This is a genomic window from Pasteurella canis (assembly GCF_900454865.1).
Classification (GTDB): domain Bacteria; phylum Pseudomonadota; class Gammaproteobacteria; order Enterobacterales; family Pasteurellaceae; genus Pasteurella; species Pasteurella canis.
The window spans coordinates 2,151,594-2,168,708 of the sequence record NZ_UGTV01000015.1 but is presented as its reverse complement, the minus strand read 5'-3'; the positions used below and the strand labels follow the sequence as shown (position 1 = coordinate 2,168,708).

Annotated in this window: 19 protein-coding genes and 1 other annotated feature; of the genes, 17 read left to right on the top strand and 2 right to left on the bottom strand. The window is 38.4% G+C overall.

The window, feature by feature from the left end; all coding sequences use genetic code 11:
• The first annotated feature begins 7 nt into the window (after nt 1-7).
• Nucleotides 8-397, top strand: a complete 390-nt coding sequence (gene exbD, locus DYE19_RS10870) for a TonB system transport protein ExbD (RefSeq protein WP_115323549.1) — start codon at nt 8-10, stop codon at nt 395-397.
• The gene (locus DYE19_RS10865) at nt 394-1,191 is read left to right on the top strand and encodes an energy transducer TonB family protein (RefSeq protein WP_115323548.1); all 798 of its coding nucleotides are present in this window, start codon (nt 394-396) and stop codon (nt 1,189-1,191) included. Before exbD ends, DYE19_RS10865 begins: the two co-directional genes overlap by 4 nt.
• Nucleotides 1,192-1,364: 173 nt before the next feature.
• Here DYE19_RS10865 and DYE19_RS10860 read toward each other — a convergent pair whose 3' ends face one another.
• Together DYE19_RS10860 and ppa are read right to left on the bottom strand one after the other, a co-directional pair.
• Complete coding sequence (locus DYE19_RS10860) at nt 1,365-2,138, bottom strand: M48 family metallopeptidase (RefSeq protein ID WP_115323547.1); 774 nt, start codon at nt 2,136-2,138, stop codon at nt 1,365-1,367.
• Between the two features lie 69 nt (nt 2,139-2,207).
• Nucleotides 2,208-2,735 (bottom strand): inorganic diphosphatase, encoded by a 528-nt coding sequence (gene ppa / locus DYE19_RS10855; protein ID WP_049214615.1) that lies wholly within the window; start codon nt 2,733-2,735, stop codon nt 2,208-2,210.
• A 213-nt stretch (nt 2,736-2,948) separates the two neighbouring features.
• On the opposite strand from ppa, the gene mtr reads away from it, so the two are divergent.
• The 15 genes from mtr to DYE19_RS10780 all read left to right on the top strand — a co-directional run bounded on the left by mtr (nt 2,949) and on the right by DYE19_RS10780 (nt 17,069).
• The gene (gene mtr / locus DYE19_RS10850) at nt 2,949-4,211 is read left to right on the top strand and encodes a tryptophan permease (protein ID WP_115323546.1); all 1,263 of its coding nucleotides are present in this window, start codon (nt 2,949-2,951) and stop codon (nt 4,209-4,211) included.
• An 88-nt stretch (nt 4,212-4,299) separates the two neighbouring features.
• Nucleotides 4,300-5,949, top strand: coding sequence for a bifunctional UDP-sugar hydrolase/5'-nucleotidase UshA (gene ushA / locus DYE19_RS10845; protein WP_115323545.1), 1,650 nt, complete (start codon nt 4,300-4,302; stop codon nt 5,947-5,949).
• 1 nt (nt 5,950) lies between these two features.
• On the top strand, nt 5,951-6,706 hold the full coding sequence (locus DYE19_RS10840) for a class I SAM-dependent DNA methyltransferase (protein WP_115323544.1): 756 nt from the start codon (nt 5,951-5,953) through the stop codon (nt 6,704-6,706).
• Nucleotides 6,707-6,806: 100 nt separating this feature from the next.
• Nucleotides 6,807-6,934, top strand: a sequence feature (His leader region).
• A gap of 36 nt (nt 6,935-6,970) precedes the next feature.
• Nucleotides 6,971-7,870, top strand: coding sequence for an ATP phosphoribosyltransferase (gene hisG / locus DYE19_RS10835; protein ID WP_115323543.1), 900 nt, complete (start codon nt 6,971-6,973; stop codon nt 7,868-7,870).
• A gap of 2 nt (nt 7,871-7,872) precedes the next feature.
• Nucleotides 7,873-8,112: a recombinase RecA gene (locus DYE19_RS10830; RefSeq protein ID WP_115323542.1), complete on the top strand. Its 240-nt coding sequence runs from the start codon at nt 7,873-7,875 to the stop codon at nt 8,110-8,112.
• Between the two features lie 78 nt (nt 8,113-8,190).
• Nucleotides 8,191-9,477, top strand: a complete 1,287-nt coding sequence (hisD, locus tag DYE19_RS10825) for a histidinol dehydrogenase (RefSeq protein ID WP_115323541.1) — start codon at nt 8,191-8,193, stop codon at nt 9,475-9,477.
• A 2-nt stretch (nt 9,478-9,479) separates the two neighbouring features.
• Nucleotides 9,480-10,535: a histidinol-phosphate transaminase gene (hisC, locus tag DYE19_RS10820; RefSeq protein WP_115323540.1), complete on the top strand. Its 1,056-nt coding sequence runs from the start codon at nt 9,480-9,482 to the stop codon at nt 10,533-10,535.
• Nucleotides 10,536-10,571: 36 nt separating this feature from the next.
• A complete protein-coding gene (gene hisB, locus DYE19_RS10815; protein ID WP_115323539.1) occupies nt 10,572-11,663 on the top strand; it encodes a bifunctional histidinol-phosphatase/imidazoleglycerol-phosphate dehydratase HisB in 1,092 nt (363 codons plus the stop codon).
• Entirely contained in the window at nt 11,664-12,614 is a 951-nt protein-coding gene (locus DYE19_RS10810; protein WP_115323538.1) for an acyltransferase family protein, read from the top strand.
• Nucleotides 12,611-13,201 carry an imidazole glycerol phosphate synthase subunit HisH gene (gene hisH, locus DYE19_RS10805; RefSeq protein ID WP_115323537.1) on the top strand — a complete coding sequence of 197 codons (591 nt, stop codon included), beginning with the start codon at nt 12,611-12,613 and terminating at the stop codon, nt 13,199-13,201. The genes DYE19_RS10810 and hisH overlap by 4 nt, the downstream gene beginning before the upstream one ends.
• A 43-nt stretch (nt 13,202-13,244) precedes the next feature.
• Entirely contained in the window at nt 13,245-13,994 is a 750-nt protein-coding gene (hisA, locus tag DYE19_RS10800) for a 1-(5-phosphoribosyl)-5-[(5-phosphoribosylamino)methylideneamino]imidazole-4-carboxamide isomerase (RefSeq protein WP_115323536.1), read from the top strand.
• Complete coding sequence (gene hisF / locus DYE19_RS10795; RefSeq protein WP_115323535.1) at nt 13,976-14,749, top strand: imidazole glycerol phosphate synthase subunit HisF; 774 nt, start codon at nt 13,976-13,978, stop codon at nt 14,747-14,749. The genes hisA and hisF overlap by 19 nt, the downstream gene beginning before the upstream one ends.
• Nucleotides 14,749-15,366: a bifunctional phosphoribosyl-AMP cyclohydrolase/phosphoribosyl-ATP diphosphatase HisIE gene (hisIE, locus tag DYE19_RS10790; RefSeq protein WP_115323534.1), complete on the top strand. Its 618-nt coding sequence runs from the start codon at nt 14,749-14,751 to the stop codon at nt 15,364-15,366. Before hisF ends, hisIE begins: the two co-directional genes overlap by 1 nt.
• Before the next feature lie 152 nt (nt 15,367-15,518).
• Nucleotides 15,519-16,064 carry a bifunctional pyr operon transcriptional regulator/uracil phosphoribosyltransferase PyrR gene (pyrR, locus tag DYE19_RS10785; RefSeq protein ID WP_115323533.1) on the top strand — a complete coding sequence of 182 codons (546 nt, stop codon included), beginning with the start codon at nt 15,519-15,521 and terminating at the stop codon, nt 16,062-16,064.
• A gap of 75 nt (nt 16,065-16,139) precedes the next feature.
• Nucleotides 16,140-17,069: a peptidylprolyl isomerase gene (locus DYE19_RS10780; RefSeq protein ID WP_049214630.1), complete on the top strand. Its 930-nt coding sequence runs from the start codon at nt 16,140-16,142 to the stop codon at nt 17,067-17,069.
• The last annotated feature ends 46 nt before the right edge of the window (nt 17,070-17,115 follow it).

Genomic DNA, 17,115 nt, shown 5'->3' with positions numbered 1-17,115 from the left:
TGATAACGTGAAAAAGTTTGATGAAATCAACATTATTCCCTTTATCGACATTATGTTGGTATTGCTGGCGATTGTCTTAATTACTGCCTCATTTATTTCCCAAGGTAAAATTCAAGTCAATGTCCCTAAAGCGAGTTCTACTGTTGCCTTTAAATCTGATGATTTAGCTAAACTACTGACAGTCACAGAAACAGGTGAAATCTTTTTTAATGATAAACCTATCACTGCAGAAGCCTTAGAGCAGGAAATGAGTAGCTGGCCTAAAGATCAAAAAGTGACTCTTAAAGTAGATGCGAAATCGACCTTCCAAGATTTTGTTTCAATTACTGATATGATGGCCAAAAACGAAATTCGTAATGTCGCTATTGTTACTGTGAAAGAAAAGGCCGCTCAATGATAGAAAAAAATCGCTCATTGGTTGGATTTGCTTTTTCTTTGCTGTTTCACGTGAGCTTTGTTTGGTTCTTATATTGGTCTGTTCAAAAAGACGATGAAAGCGCAAATGGCTTTGCTGCTGATATTATCAGCACACATATTTCAATGGAAATGCTTGCGGCAACAATACTCAATGACCCAGAGCCAGAACCAGAACCAGAAACAGAGCCACAACCAGTAGTAGAACCTGAACTACCCAAAGAAGAAGTGGCGGATCCAACAGTAAAACCAGAACCACCAAAAGAACCTGAGAAGCCAAAAGAGCCAGAAAAACCGAAAGAACCTGAAAAGCCAAAAGAAAAGCCGAAAGAGAAACCAAAAGAAAAGCCTAAAAAGCCAAAGAAAGTGCAAAAAGATTTACCAAAATCAGATCGTGAAATTAATTCTGATTCGTCGATAAATCAACAAGCAACAACAACAGGTAACGTGACAAGTAGTAATCCTAATCTCGTTGGAAAAGGAAGCAGTACAAATGAAATCAATGCTTATCGTTCAGCTCTCCGTCGTGAGATTGAAAAGCATAAACGTTACCCAAATCGTGCTAAAATGATGCGTAAACAAGGTGTTGTAACAGTCTCGTTTCATATCAATAACGCAGGAATTATTAGCAATGCAAAAATTACAAAATCATCTGGCTCTGAAGAACTTGATAACGCTGCTCTCACGGCAGTAAATAATGCTCGCCCTATTGGACCACTCCCTTCGGGCATGGGAAATGATGTCAGTGTTCCAGTCAGCTTTAAAATTACTAACTAATCGAAAAAGTGCGGTAACGTCACCGCACTTTTTGTTACATGAATGCAATAACGATACACGCCAACTTATCACGATTTTTTAGTAAGTCGTTTTGCAATAAAGATTAACAACATAAAAAATGGAGTTAAAGCGATTCACTTTAGCTCCATTTTATATCATTGATTTTAATCTTATTACTGTTTAGATTGTTGATAAATTGCAATTGCTTCAGGCATTAAACGTAATAAATTTTGTTGACGATCAGCATCATTTGGATGTGTAGAAGATAATGCGGCTAATACACCTTTTGATCCCAAGGATGCCTGTTGCATTTTATCCCACAATTTTGGAGCTGCTTCAGGATTAAAACCAGCTTTTGCCATGAGCATTAAGCCAACTTCATCGGCTTCTGTCTCATTACTACGTGAATAAGGTTTATCCAATGCCCAATCTTTAGTTAGTGTCACAACTAAAGCACTACTATTTGTTCCAATAACACTTGAAAGAGCCACATGGCTGACTTCTGCTAGTACATTCGTAAACTGTCCTAAATTGACTTTTTTCTTACCATGTTCTTTTAAGGCATGTGCCATCTCATGCCCCATCACGGTTGCAATTTCATCGTTAGTTAACTTTAAATTCTCGACTAAACCTGTATAAAATGCCATTTTACCACCAGGCATTGCCCACGCATTTAGCTCTTTTGATTTGATTACGCTAATTTGCCAGTTAAAAGGTTGTCCTGTTTTATTTTCTGCATTGGCATAAGGCACCATTTTGTTAAATACTGCATGAATCCGTTTAGCTGTCGCGGATGTCGTATCTAATACGCCTTCACTACGCGCTTTATTGACAACTTGTAAATAAGAAGCAGCTGATTGTTGATTAATACTGGCAGAATCAGCACAGGCATTTAATAGCATCACAACAGAAGAAATTAGGAATATTTTTTTAATAAATTTAATCATAACATTCTCACTCACTGTAAATTAGATAAAAAAATACCGCTCTTTACAGCGGCATTTATAACATAATACTTATTTTTTGGCACGTTCAAATGATTCTAAAATTTCTTGACGTGCAGCTTCAACGCCTTCCCAGCCTTCAACTTTCACCCATTTACCTGCTTCTAAAGCTTTATAACTCTCAAAAAAATGCTGAATTTGTGCTTTTAGTAATGTAGGGAGATCATTCACATCTTTAATATGGTCATATTCTTTTGTTAATTTGCTATGTGGTACAGCAACAACTTTAGCATCACCACCTGCTTCATCTGTCATTTTTAACACACCAACAGGACGGCAACGAATCACTGAGCCAGGTTGTAATGGATACGGTGTTGGAACCAAAACATCCACAGGATCACCATCAGAAGAAAGAGTATGATTAACATAACCATAGTTGGCAGGATAAAACATTGCCGTTGCCATAAAACGATCAACAAATAGTGAACCACTTTCTTTATCGACTTCATATTTTATCGGATCTGAATTTGCAGGGATTTCAATTACAACATAGATATCATCTGGTAATTCTTTACCTGCTGGTACGTTTTCTAAACCCATTTTTTATTCCTTATTTCAAGTTAATTATAAATAAAAGCAGTCAATTATAGCCTTAAATTACGCAATTTGTCGAGATACTGTGGGTTATCGTGACCTAATTACAGGATTAAAAAATAAATACACAAAAAGAGAAAAAATATTTGATTTTTATTTTTGCACTATTAAAATAGTACAAGTTTGAAATAAATAATAACAACTGAAGTGGTACTTTATATGACAACAACACTAAAAAAACGACCTTCTCTAGTAGGCGGAGCAATGATTATTGCAGGAACAGCGATTGGCGCTGGTATGTTAGCAAACCCAACAGCGACCTCAGGGGTTTGGTTTATAGGTTCGATTCTTCTTTTAGCCTACACTTGGTTTTGTATGACAACTTCGGGCTTAATGATACTTGAAGCCAACTTGCATTATCCAACTGGTGCAAGCTTTGACACCATTGTGAAAGATTTATTAGGTAACGGCTGGAATGTAATAAACGGGCTTTCTGTGGCTTTTGTACTGTATATCTTAACCTATGCTTACATTACATCAGGCGGTGGTATTACCCAAAACTTATTCAATCAGCTATTCAGCTCACCAGAAAGTGCTATCGATATTGGACGCAGTTCTGGCTCACTGATTTTCTGTATTGTACTTGCTTCTTTTGTGTGGTTATCTACTAAAGCAGTCGACCGTTTTACCACAGTACTCATCGCAGGTATGGTTGTTGCCTTCTTTCTTTCCACTAGCGATTTAATTAGCTCAGTAAAAACAGAAGTACTATTCAATCAAATCGCACAAGGTGAACAACAATATTTGCCTTATATTTTGACTGCACTTCCTGTCTGCTTAGTGTCATTTGGTTTCCATGGTAACGTACCAAGCCTTGTCAAATATTACGATCGTGATGGCAAACGCGTGATGAAATCGATCTTCTTAGGCACAGGCATTGCGTTAGTGATTTACATTTTATGGCAGTTAGCTGTGCAAGGAAACTTGCCACGCGCTGAATTTGTACCAGTGATTGAAAAAGGTGGCGACATTGCTGCACTACTTGGCGCACTTTCACAATATATCCAAACAGATTACATTGGTGTGGTACTGAACTTCTTTGCTTATATGGCAATTGCGAGCTCATTCTTAGGGGTAAGTTTAGGTTTATTTGACTATATTTCTGACCTATTCAAATTAGATGACAGCTTATCAGGCAGAACCAAAGCGACCTTAATCACATTCTTACCACCATTATTATTAAGCTTACAATTTCCTTATGGATTTGTAATCGCGATTGGCTATGCAGGTTTAGCTGCAACGATTTGGGCAGCTATTGTCCCAGCCTTACTCGCAAAGGCAACTCGTCAAAAATTCACCTCAAGCTCATATCAAGTTTATGGTGGTAACTTTATGATTTATTTTGTGATTCTCTTTGGTGTGTTAAATATTTTGATACAAATTGCTGCACAATTTAACATCTTGCCTACTTTTTTGGGCTAGCCATCACAAATTTAATGCAAAACGCTTGGCTTGATATAAAATTTTAGGTATATAGGTTAGCTGATTTTTCAATCTTAAGAGGTTCATAATGAAAAAAATAATCAAATTGAGCGCTATTGCTTTATCATTAGGTTTAATCAGTCAAGCACATGCTTATACTCAAGACAAAACCTACAATATCACGGTTTTACACGCAAATGATACACACGGTCATTTTTGGAAAAATAGTAAAGGTGAGTACGGTTTTGCTGCACACAAAACATTAATTGACAATATTCGTAAAGAAGTGGAAAGCAAAGGCGGATCAGTTGTTTTACTTCATGCAGGTGATTTCAATACAGGTGTACCTGAATCAGATATGTTGAATGCAAAACCTGATATTGAAGGGATGAATATGATTGGTTATGACGTAGCTGTACTCGGTAACCATGAGTTTGATTTCCCAGTACAACTGCTCGAAATGCAAGAAAAATGGGCTAAGTTCCCATTAATTTCGGCGAATGTAATTAATAAAAAAACCAATAAACCATTAGTTCAACCTTATGTGATGTTGAAAAAAGAGGACTTAAACATCGCAGTTGTAGGTTTAACAACTGAAGATACCGCAAAATTAGGTAACCCAGATGTAGTTGATCACGTTATCTTCAAAAATCCGATTGAAACAGCAAAAACAACACTTGCTGAAATCAATAAAACTGAAAAACCAGATATCCGCATTGCGCTGACCCATATGGGCTACTATTTTGACGGTCAACACGGTCAAAATGCACCTGGTGATGTCACGATGGCACGTACTCTAGATAAAGGTGCATTTGACTTAATTATTGGCGGACACACACATGATACGGTTTGTATTGATGAACAAGGCCAATTCAAAGCGAAATACTCGCCAGGTGAAGAATGTAAACCAGACTTCCAAAACGGTACTTGGATTGTTCAAGCGGGCGAATGGGGCAAATATATTGGTCGTGCTGATTTTGAATTCAAAAATGGTGAAACTAAATTGGTGAAATATGAGTTAATCCCAATTAACTTAAAACAAAAAATCAAATTAGAAGACGGTAAATCGGACTACAAACTCTATCAAGCTGAGATAGCAGAAGATCCTGCTGTATTTGCACATTTAAAAACTTATCAAGACGAAGGCGATCGCTTATTAGGCGTGAAAGTAGGTGAAGTGAAAGGAAAATTTGTCGGTGATCGTAAAATTATTCGTTTCGAACAAACTAACTTAGGTCGCCTAATTGCTCAATCACAAATGGAGCGTGTCAAAGCAGATATTGGTATTATGAACTCTGGCGGTATTCGCGCGGATATCAACGAAGGCGAAACAACTTATAAAGATCTACTTACAGTACAACCTTTCGGTAATATGATCGCAACTGTCGATTTAACAGGTCAAGAGCTTTTAGACTACCTCAACGTGGTTGCAATGAAACAAGTTGATAGTGGTGCATATCCACAATTTGCAGGTCTTTCAATGGTCGTTGATCGTACTGCCCAAAAAGTGTCTGATGTAAAAGTAGGTGGTAAAGCACTTGATTTAAACAAAAAATATAAAGTCTCTGTACCAGACTATTGCGCAGGTGGTGGTGATGGCTATCCAGTCTTGAAAAAACACCCAAGCTATGTGAACACTGGTTTCATCGATGCTGAAATGTTGAAAAAATACTTTGAAGAAAACAAAGTATTAGACGCCTCTAAATACGATCCAAAAGACGACATCATCTTCAAATAAGATGACTAAAAAAAGCGTCTATGATGCCCCGCAATTTTTCGAGCTTTATTTAAAATTGCGGGAAAATCCAATCAGCTTAAATGAAGTGGTAGAAAAGCCGACAATGTTGTCCCTACTACCCGATTTAACAGGCAAAAAACTGTTAGATCTGGGCTGTGGTTGTGGTGGGCACTTACAACTTTATTTACAACGTCATGCCCACTTTGTCGTGGGCATTGATCTGTCTGAAAATATGCTAAAACAGGCAGAAACAGACTTAGCAAAATTTTCCCAAAATGCACCGCACTTTGCCTTGTATCAGCTTTCTATGGAACAACTCAGTGTTCTGCCTGAAAGCCATTTTGATGTCATCACAAGCTCATTTGCGTTTCATTATGTGCAAGATTTTCCGCAGTTGTTATCCGCTATTCATCAAAAATTAAATCCGAATGGTTATTTAATTTTCTCGCAAGAACATCCAATCGTCACATGTTATCAAGGCGGCGATCGTTGGGAAAAAGATGAAAATAAACAGCAAGTAGCGTACCGCTTAAATCATTATCGTGACGAAGGCGAACGTGATCGTAACTGGTTTAAACAACCGTTTAAAACCTATCACCGCACTACCGCAACCATTATTAATAATTTGATCCAAGCAGGTTTCCAAATTGAACAAATGGCAGAACCAATGCTTGCCGATCAACCTGAATGGCAAAAGGAATTTAAAGATCTGCAACACCGCCCAGTGCTGTTGTTTATTAAAGCAAAAAAAATTTAACTTTTTTGTAAAAAACACTTGCCAGTTTATTTTTTTTACAGTAATTTGAATAGCAATTAACCAATAAGGAAGACAAAATGAATTTTAACCGCATTGCTCATCATCACCACCATCACTCCTGATTATCTTTCGGGCGTTTAGTGGTGCTTGGAAGATAGAAAATCTTCCGAGCAGTGCGATAGAAACAACAAAAAAGCCTCTCGGAACCACTCGAGAGGCTTTTTTTATAACTAAAATTCACAACATCAAACACAGGATAACATTATGATTGAAAGTAAAAGACTACGCATTGCGATGCAAAAATCAGGGCGTTTAAGCCAAGAATCTCAAGCGCTACTAAAACAATGTGGTGTAAAAATAAATTTACAAGAACAACGTTTAATTGCTTACGCTGAAAATATGCCCATTGATATTTTACGTGTTCGTGATGATGATATCCCTGGTTTAGTCTTTGATGGCGTCGTTGATCTTGGCATTATCGGCGAGAATGTTTTAGAAGAAGAGGAATTGGCTCGTCAAGCTGCTGGCGAAAGCGTCAATTATAAAAAATTACGCCGTTTAGACTTTGGTGGCTGCCGTTTATCCATCGCTATTCCACAAGATGAAAACTACAACGATGTAAGCGATCTTAAAAATGCCCGTATCGCGACTTCATACCCAAATCTACTAAAACGCTATATGCAACAACAAGGTGTAGATTTCAAAACTTGTTCACTCACAGGTTCAGTCGAAGTTGCACCTCGTGCAGGACTTGCCGACGCCATTTGTGATTTAGTTTCTTCAGGTGCCACACTTGAAGCCAACGGCTTAAAAGAAGTGGAAGTCATTTACCGCTCAAAATCCTGTTTAATTCAACGTGCCGCAGAACTTAGCCCAGAAAAACAAGCCCTAGTGAATAAGTTACTCACCCGTATCCAAGGCGTACAACAAGCAGCAGAATCCAAATACATTATGCTCCACGCACCAAAAGAAAAATTAGAAGAAATTACCGCACTTTTACCAGGCGTGGAAAACCCAACCATTTTGCCATTGGCACACGATGATTCAAAAGTCGCTATGCACGTTGTTAGCCAAGAAGTACTATTTTGGGAAACAATGGAACAGTTAAAAGAGATTGGGGCAAGTTCAATTTTGGTATTACCAATTGAGAAAATGATGGAGTAAATATGGCATTCACAGAAACTGAAAAACAATCTTTACTCGCTCAAAAAGGCATTGGTCCAACTATTTTGAAACGTTTAGCTGAAATGGGGCTAGATGATGTGAATCAATTAGCAAATTCTACCCCTGACTTTATCTTACAACTCGGTTCAGAAATTACAGGCTCAACTTGTTGGCGAAATAGCCCGCAAGCTCGTAAAGTAATAGAGACTGCAATTAATTGGGCTAAGGCACAAAACAGTTAATATATTGCAAAAAATGCTTTAAAACTGACCGCTTGTATTTTTTATTAATGAATTTACTGTGCAATATGAGAAAAAATTATGCAAACACTAATTTGGAATAACTTAAATGATCAAGAAAAACAAACCGCACTTTCACGCCCAGCGCAAGCGATTGGTGAGCAAATTACACAAGCGGTCAATGAAATTAAGGCGAATGTGCTTAAAAATGGCGATCAGGCGTTATTTGAGCTGTCTGAAAAATTCGATAAAGTGAAATTAGAAAGCTTGGTTATCTCAAAAGCGCAAATTGAACAAGCAAGCAGCCGAATTTCTGATGAACTGAAACAAGCCATTCAAACAGCGAAAGGTAATATTGAGCGCTTTCACCAAGCACAGAAAAATCAAAGTGTTGATATCGAAACACAAGAAGGCGTGCGTTGCCAAGTGTTAACCCGCCCAATTCAAAAAGTAGGTTTGTATATTCCAGGTGGTTCTGCTCCTCTCTTTTCTACGGTGTTAATGCTCGCAGTGCCTGCCAAAATAGCAGGCTGCAAAACTATTGTACTTTGCTCACCACCACCGATTACAGATGAAATTCTCTACACTGCAAACTTATGTGGCGTTGAAACCATTTATGCCGTCGGTGGCGCTCAAGCAGTATTTGCCATGGCAAATGGCACAGAAAGTGTACAAAAAGTGGATAAAATTTTCGGACCGGGCAACGCCTTTGTTACTGAAGCCAAACGCCAAGTGATGATGAATGGTACTGCAATTGATATGCCTGCTGGCCCTTCAGAAGTGTTGGTGATTGCCGATGAATTTGCCGATCCTGATTTTGTGGCGAGTGATTTACTTTCCCAAGCAGAACACGGTGCGGACAGCCAAGTAATTTTAGTGACAAATAGCGAAAGTTTAGCAAAACAGACCGCACTTGCCATTGAACAACAACTTACATGCTTACCAAGAGCGGAAACCGCACGCAAAGCCCTTGCACACAGCCGCACGTTTATCGCAGAAGATCTACAACAATGTGTTGAAATCAGTAATGCTTATGCGCCTGAACATTTAGTCGTACAAGTGGAAAACGCCCGTAATTTATTGCCATTGCTAGACAATGCAGGTTCGATCTTTTTAGGCGCTTATTCCCCTGAAAGTATGGGTGACTATGCCAGTGGGACTAACCACGTACTGCCAACTTACGGCTACACTCGCACGCACTCTAGCCTAGGTTTAGCTGATTTCAGTAAACGAATGACCGTACAAGAACTTAGCCCACTGGGCTTTAAGAATCTCGCCAATACAGTGATGTTAATGGCAGAAGCAGAACAATTAGAAGCGCACAAACAAGCGGTGGCAATCCGCTTAGCTAAATTGGAACAGGAGTAATTATGTCAATTGCATCACTTTCACGTAAAAATATTCAAGCCCTAACGCCCTATCAATCCGCGCGTCGTTTAGGTGGGAAAGGCGATATTTGGTTGAATGCGAATGAATATCCGACTTCGCCAAATTTTGATTTAACTCACCGCACGTTTAACCGTTATCCTGAACCTCAACCGCAATCGGTAATTGAAGGCTATGCCAATTATGCAGGGGTGAAACCTGAAAACGTGCTAGTCAGCCGAGGCGGCGATGAAAGTATCGAACTGATCATCCGTGCTTTTTGTGAGGCGCAAGATAGCGTGCTTTACTGCCCGCCAACCTATGGAATGTATTCCGTGAGTGCTGAAACCTGTGGCATTGCATTGAAAACTGTGCCTTTAACCGCTGATTTTCAGCTGCATTTATCTGAAATTGAACGCAATCTTGCAGGCGTAAAAGTCGTATTTGTGTGTAGCCCGAATAATCCAACGGGTACGTTAGTGAATCGTGAAGATTTGTTAGCCTTATTAGAAATGACGAGAGATAAAGCCATTGTGGTGGTGGATGAGGCTTACATTGAATTTTGCCCACAAGCGACAATGGTTACGGAGCTAAAAAATTACCCACACTTAGCGATTATCCGCACCCTATCCAAAGCCTTTGCATTGGCGGGCTTGCGTTGTGGTTTTACCCTTGCAAACAAAGAGTTAATCGACGTGCTACAAAAAGTCATTGCGCCTTATCCATTGCCTGTGCCTGTGGCGGATATTGCGGCTCAAGCCCTGCAAAAAGATAGCTTACAAATGATGCAACAGCGAGTACAAGAAATTTTGCAAAATCGCACCGCACTTGAAACCGAACTCCGCACATTGCCTTGCGTTGAAAACGTCTTCGAAAGCGATGGCAACTATGTCTTAGTGAAATTTAAAGACGGGCAAAAGGTATTTAAAGCCCTTTGGGAGCAAGGCATTATCTTGCGTAACCAACACAGCGCATTGATGTTAGAAAACTGCATTCGTATCACGATTGGTACTGCGGAAGAAAACCGCCAAGTGATTGAAGCTATTCGTCAAATTGCATAAGATACAGACAGAACAAAAGACAAACAGGATAACAATATGACACAACAATCTATTCTTTTTATCGACCGCGACGGCACGTTAATTGATGAGCCTAAAACCGATTTTCAAATCGACAGTTTAGAAAAATTACAATTTGAGCCAAATGTTATTCCAGCGCTGTTGAAACTCAAACCTTTTTACCGTTTTGTGATGGTCAGCAACCAAGATGGCTTAGGCACGCCATCTTTCCCACAAAAGAATTTTGACAAACCGCACAATGCAATGATGGCGTTATTTAAATCTCAAGGTATTGAGTTTGACGAAGTGTTAATTTGCCCACACAAACCAGAAGACAACTGTGATTGCCGTAAGCCTAAAGTCAAATTATTGAAAAAATATATTGATAAAAAACTGTTCGACCCAGCCACCAGCTTTGTGATTGGCGACCGATACACCGATGTGCAACTGGCAGAAAATCTCGGTATTCGTGCGTTGCAATATGATCGAGAGAAACTCAATTGGGATCTGATTGTGGAAAAATTGTTGCCAAAACAGACCGCACTTATTGATCGTAAACCGCGCTATGCCGAAGTGGTACGTACCACCAAAGAAACCGATATTAAAGTGCAAGTTTGGTTAGATGAAACCGGCGTAAACGAGATTAAAACCGGTGTCGGCTTTTTCGATCATATGCTCGATCAAATCGCCACCCACGGTGGTTTCCGAATGAACGTAAGTTGTAAAGGCGATCTTTGGATCGACGAACATCACACCGTCGAAGACACTGCCCTCGCCCTCGGTACCGCATTAAAACAAGCCCTTGGCGATAAACGAGGCATTCAACGCTTTGGCTTTGTGTTACCAATGGACGAATGCAAGGCAGAATGTACGATGGACTTGTCAGGTCGCCCCTATTTCAAATTCAAAGCCAAATTTAAACGCGATAAAGTGGGCGACTTCAGCACCGAAATGACGGAGCATTTTTTCCAATCTATCGCTTATACCTTAATGGCAACCTTACACCTAAAAACCAAAGGCGACAACGACCACCACAAAATTGAAAGCCTGTTTAAAGTGTTTGGACGCACGTTAAGACAGTGTATTAAAGTGGAAGGGAATGAATTGCCGAGTAGTAAAGGGATCTTATAAATGAGCGATAATGCTAATAAGCAACATAGAATAGAAATAATTGATCAAATAAAAGGAATATTAATTATTTTAGTTATTATTGGTCATGTATCTCTAGAAAAAATAGAAAATAGTATATTGAGAGAAACTATATATTTCTTTCACATGCCATTATTTTTTGCGATTACAGGATTTTTTATAAAAGAAACCATAAAAGATATGCCTATAAGTAAAATACTAAAAAAATATAAAGATAGTATATTAATACCATATTTTATAGCTTTTATATTTTATAGTATATTCTTTAAATATTCTATAACATACCCATACTATCATTTATGGTATATACCTGCAATGCTACTTTTTATATTATACTTGAGAGCTCTATTAAAAATTAAAGAAGAAAAAAAAATAATTTATATTACACTATTAACATTCTTTATAATAGCCACTATTTTCTTTGAAAGTTATAGCCAATGGCAACTTTCAGATAACTATATTTATAGAAAGTTAGGAGATAAAAGATTTTATTATTATTTTATTTATTTTTATCTGGGATATTTATTTTCTAGAATAGATATAAAAAAACATATCAAAAAGGCAATCATATTATTAAATATAGGAATTTTAATTTATATTCTATCAGAATTTAAACTAATGATAGGATTTGGTAAAACAATAGCCAACGCATCAATTATATATATAATGATATACATATTTAAAAACCAAGAAAAAAAACATGAAAAAACCAACTTACTATCTATTTTAGGAAAACTATCTTTACCTCTATACTTATGGCACGTCTTGCCTATAAAAATATTACAATCTTTAAATATTAATGAAACCCTATATTATATATCTACATATATTATATTAATATTATTTCTGATAAGTATAATAAAAGCAGAAGGAAAAAATAGGCTTATAGATAAGTTAATCTATGGAAAAAATAGTATGGAGATAACAAAATGAATATTATCATCAATACCCGTTGCGCTAACCTTTCCTCAGTCAAATTTGCTTTTGATCGTTTGGGTTATCACGCAGAAATTACCGATAATATTGAACAAATTCGCTCTGCCGAGAAATTGATTCTACCCGGTGTCGGTACAGCAAAAGCAGCAATGCAAAATCTGGCAGATTTAGGCTTAATTGAGGTTATTCAAAACTTAACCCAGCCTGTTTTAGGAATTTGTTTGGGAATGCAATTAATGACGGAATATTCCGAAGAAGGCAATTTGGACTTATTAAAACTGATGTCAGGCAAAACCGAAAAATTGCCAGATTGTCAGTTGCCATTACCCCATATGGGCTGGAATAAGGTGCATTATGTCGCCGAACACCCGTTATTTGCAGGCATTGAGCAAGACAGCTATTTCTATTTTGTGCATAGCTATGGCGTGTTGCCAAACTCATACACCATTGCCACTTGTGATTACGGCGTGCCGTTTTCTGCAGTCATCCAACATAACAATTTTTACGGCGCACAATTCCACCCAGAGCGCTCAGGTAAGGCTGGCGCATTATTTTTGCGTAACTTTGTCGAAAAGATTAAATAAGTGCGGTCAATTTTAAGAAAATTTTGCAAACACAGGAAACACAATGAAAACATCACAAATTATCCCCGCACTTGATCTGATTGACGGTCAGGTGGTACGTCTGTATCAAGGTGATTACGGGCAGAAAACCCTTTATTCAGATAATCCGATTGCCCAATTCCAAACCTATGTGACGCAAGGGGCAAAACAATTGCATTTAGTGGATCTCACCGGAGCAAAAGATCCGAATAAACGCCAAACACAACTGATTGGCGAGATTATCAAGGCGGTAAATTGCCCGATTCAAATAGGTGGAGGCATTCGCACCGAACAAGATGTCGCAGATTTATTAGCCGTTGGAGCGAACCGCGTCGTCATTGGTTCGACTGCTGTCAAACAGCCTGAAATGGTCAAACAATGGTTTAAAAAATATGGTGCCGAAAAATTTGTGTTAGCGTTAGATGTGAACATTAATGCACAAGGCGAGAAACAGATTGCCGTAAGCGGCTGGCAAGAAAATAGCGGTGTTTCGTTAGAAGCGCTCATTGCGGATTTTAGTGAAGTAGGCTTGCAACACGTGTTATGTACAGATATTTCCAAAGACGGTACGTTGCAAGGCTCAAATGTAGCACTTTATCAAGAAATCTGCGCACAATTCCCACATATTCAATTCCAATCATCAGGGGGAATTGGCACTCTGGCAGATGTGGAAGCATTAAAGGACACTGGTGTGTCTGGTGTGATTGTTGGTCGAGCCTTATTGGAAGGCAAATTTAATGTGCAGGAGGCGATTGAATGTTGGCAAAACGCATAATTCCTTGCTTAGACGTGCGTGATGGACAAGTAGTGAAAGGTGTCCAGTTCCGCAACCACGAAATTATTGGCGATATTGTGCCACTTGCTCAACGCTATGCGGAAGAAGGTGCAGATGAGCTAGTTTTCTACGATATTACCGCTTCTTCGGACGGCAGAACAATTGATAAAAGCTGGGTAGAACGTGTGGCACAAGTGATTGATATTCCATTCTGCGTGGCGGGAGGCATTAAAAGTGTCGAAGATGCCGAAAAACTGTTTGCCTTTGGCGCAGATAAAATTTCTATAAATTCACCCGCACTTGCCGATCCTCATTTAATCAACCGCTTAGCCGATCGCTTTGGCGTGCAAGCCATTGTGGTAGGCATCGACAGCTGGTTTGAAAAAGAAACAGGCAAATACTGGGTCAATCAATATACTGGCGATGAAAGTCGCACTCGCCAAACAAACTGGCAATTACTCAACTGGGTAAAAGAAGTGCAGAAACGTGGTGCAGGTGAAATCGTATTAAATATGATGAATCAAGATGGTGTCCGCCAAGGCTACGACATCGCCCAATTAAAATTAGTACGTGAAGTTTGCCACATTCCTCTAATCGCTTCAGGCGGTGCAGGTGAAATGGTGCATTTCCGCGATGCCTTTATCGAAGCCAATGTTGATGGTGCACTTGCCGCCAGCGTGTTCCATAAACGCATTATTGATATTGGGGAGTTGAAGGCATATTTGAGACAAGAGAATATTGAGGTGAGAGCGTAATGTTAAATAGAGAACAAATCAACTGGCAAAAAGTCGATAACCTACTGCCTGTCATTATCCAAAATGCGGCGACTTGTGAAGTGTTGATGCTTGGTTATATGAACCAAGAGGCGTTAGAAAAAACGCTCACGGAAAAACGTGTGACCTTTTTTTCACGTACGAAAAACCGTTTATGGACAAAAGGTGAAACCTCTGGACATTTTTTAAATGTGGTAGATATGAGCTTGGATTGTGATAATGATACGTTGCTGATTTTAGTCAATCCAATCGGTGAAACTTGTCATACAGGCGCAGAAAGCTGTTTTTATCAATTTGACAATGCAACTCAGCCTGATTGGATTTTCTTTAGTAAGTTAGAACGTTTGATTGCTGAACGTAAAGGTGCTGATCCAACAAGCTCTTACACCGCTCAGCTGTATGCCAAAGGGACTAAGCGTATTGCACAAAAAGTTGGCGAAGAAGGCGTGGAAACCGCGCTTGCAGCCACAGTTAAAGATCGTAATGAAACCATTTGTGAAGCGGCGGATTTGGCTTATCACTTGACGGTATTATTACAAGATGCCGATTTAAGTTGGGCAGATGTGATTGGAAAACTTAAAGAACGTCATTCAAAATAATCAAAAAACTCACCGCACTTTATAGCAAATAAGATAAAAGTGTGGTGCGTTTTTTCAGAATTTCCATGTTCAACTTTTTATTTCCTATATGATATTACTTGCTTTTATGCTATTTTAACCCCTAAATTTCTTAGTTATTTAGGTCAATTATCATGGAAAAAATCATTATTGATGAAAACCAATTTCTGCGCACTATCTCTCGTATTTCACATGAAATCATTGAAAAACATCAAAACTTAGATAATGTAGTCATTGTGGGGATTAAACGCCGTGGTGCTGAAATTGCAGAGTTGATTAAGAAAAAAATCGCTGATTTAGCGAAAGTAGAACTACCTTCTATCGATTTAGATATTACGTTCTACCGAGATGACCTCGAATATGCGGAACCTAATTCTCAAAGCCCAACATATAGTGGTGCGTCAAATTTCATTAATATTCATAATAAAGAAGTAATTCTGGTTGATGATGTTCTCTATACAGGTCGAACCATTCGTGCCGCACTTGATGCATTAGTTGACTTTGGACGAGCGGCTAAAATTGAATTAGTCATTTTTGTTGATAGAGGACATCGTGAATTGCCTATCCGTGCTGATTATGTCGGAAAAAATGTACCGACAAGCCGCAAAGAAAAAGTCCAAGTCCGTACGATAAAATTCGATAATTGCTATGAGGTAGCGCTCATTTCACCGACTAAATAAAGTTTGTGAACCTTTTACAAAATTGATACTCTAACCAATGTAATTTTTAACTTATTTAAAATAATGGAATAGATAATGAAGATCATTAATATGAAGTCTATTTTTTTAGCTGTCATCGGATTATTTGCAGTTTCAACGACACAAGCAGCCGAGCGTATCGTCGCAACAGTCAATGGTATACCTGTTTTAGAAAGCCAAGTAAAAAAACATATGGGTAAAAAAGGCGATCGTCAAACTGCGCTAGACAAAGCAATAGATGACATATTAGTACAGCAAGCCATTGATAATTCAGGTATCAAAATCAACTATGCACAAGTGGATCAAATTATTGAAGGTATTGCGGCACAAAATGGCTTAACTTATGGTCAATTACTCGATGCATTAGACTATCAAGGAATTAGTTATAATGCTTATCGTCAACAAATTGCCAATCAACTTCTAATGGGTGAAGTGCGTAATCAAGCAATTGGGCAAAGTATTGATGTGACAAGAGAACAAGTAGAAGCCTTAAGTCAGCAATTGTTACAACAAGCAAAAGAAAAAGGGACAGAAAAAAAAGTATCTGCTAAACAATATGAAGTTCGTCATATCTTATTAAAATTAAACCCACTATTAAGTGATACACAAGCGAAGGCACAGCTAACACAAATTCGTGCTGATATTTTATCAGGTAAAACGACTTTTGCTGATGCTGCACTAAAATATTCAAAAGATTACTTATCTGGTGCTAATGGTGGTAATTTAGGCTTTGCATTCCCTGAAAGCTATGTTGGTCCATTCCAAAAAACAATACTAAGCAGCAAAAAAGGGATAATTTCAGCACCATTTAAAACAGAATTTGGTTGGCATATTTTAGAAGTAACAGATACACGTGAAAGTGATCGAACTGTTGATGCTTACAGACAAAAAGCCTACGAACAGTTAGTGAATGAACAAGTGAAAGATGTTGAAAGAGATTGGGTAAAAGCATTACGTAAACATGCAGATATTCGCTACTTAAAGTAAAAATAAATTAATCCATAAATCCCAGCACACAAGCTGGGATTTTGCT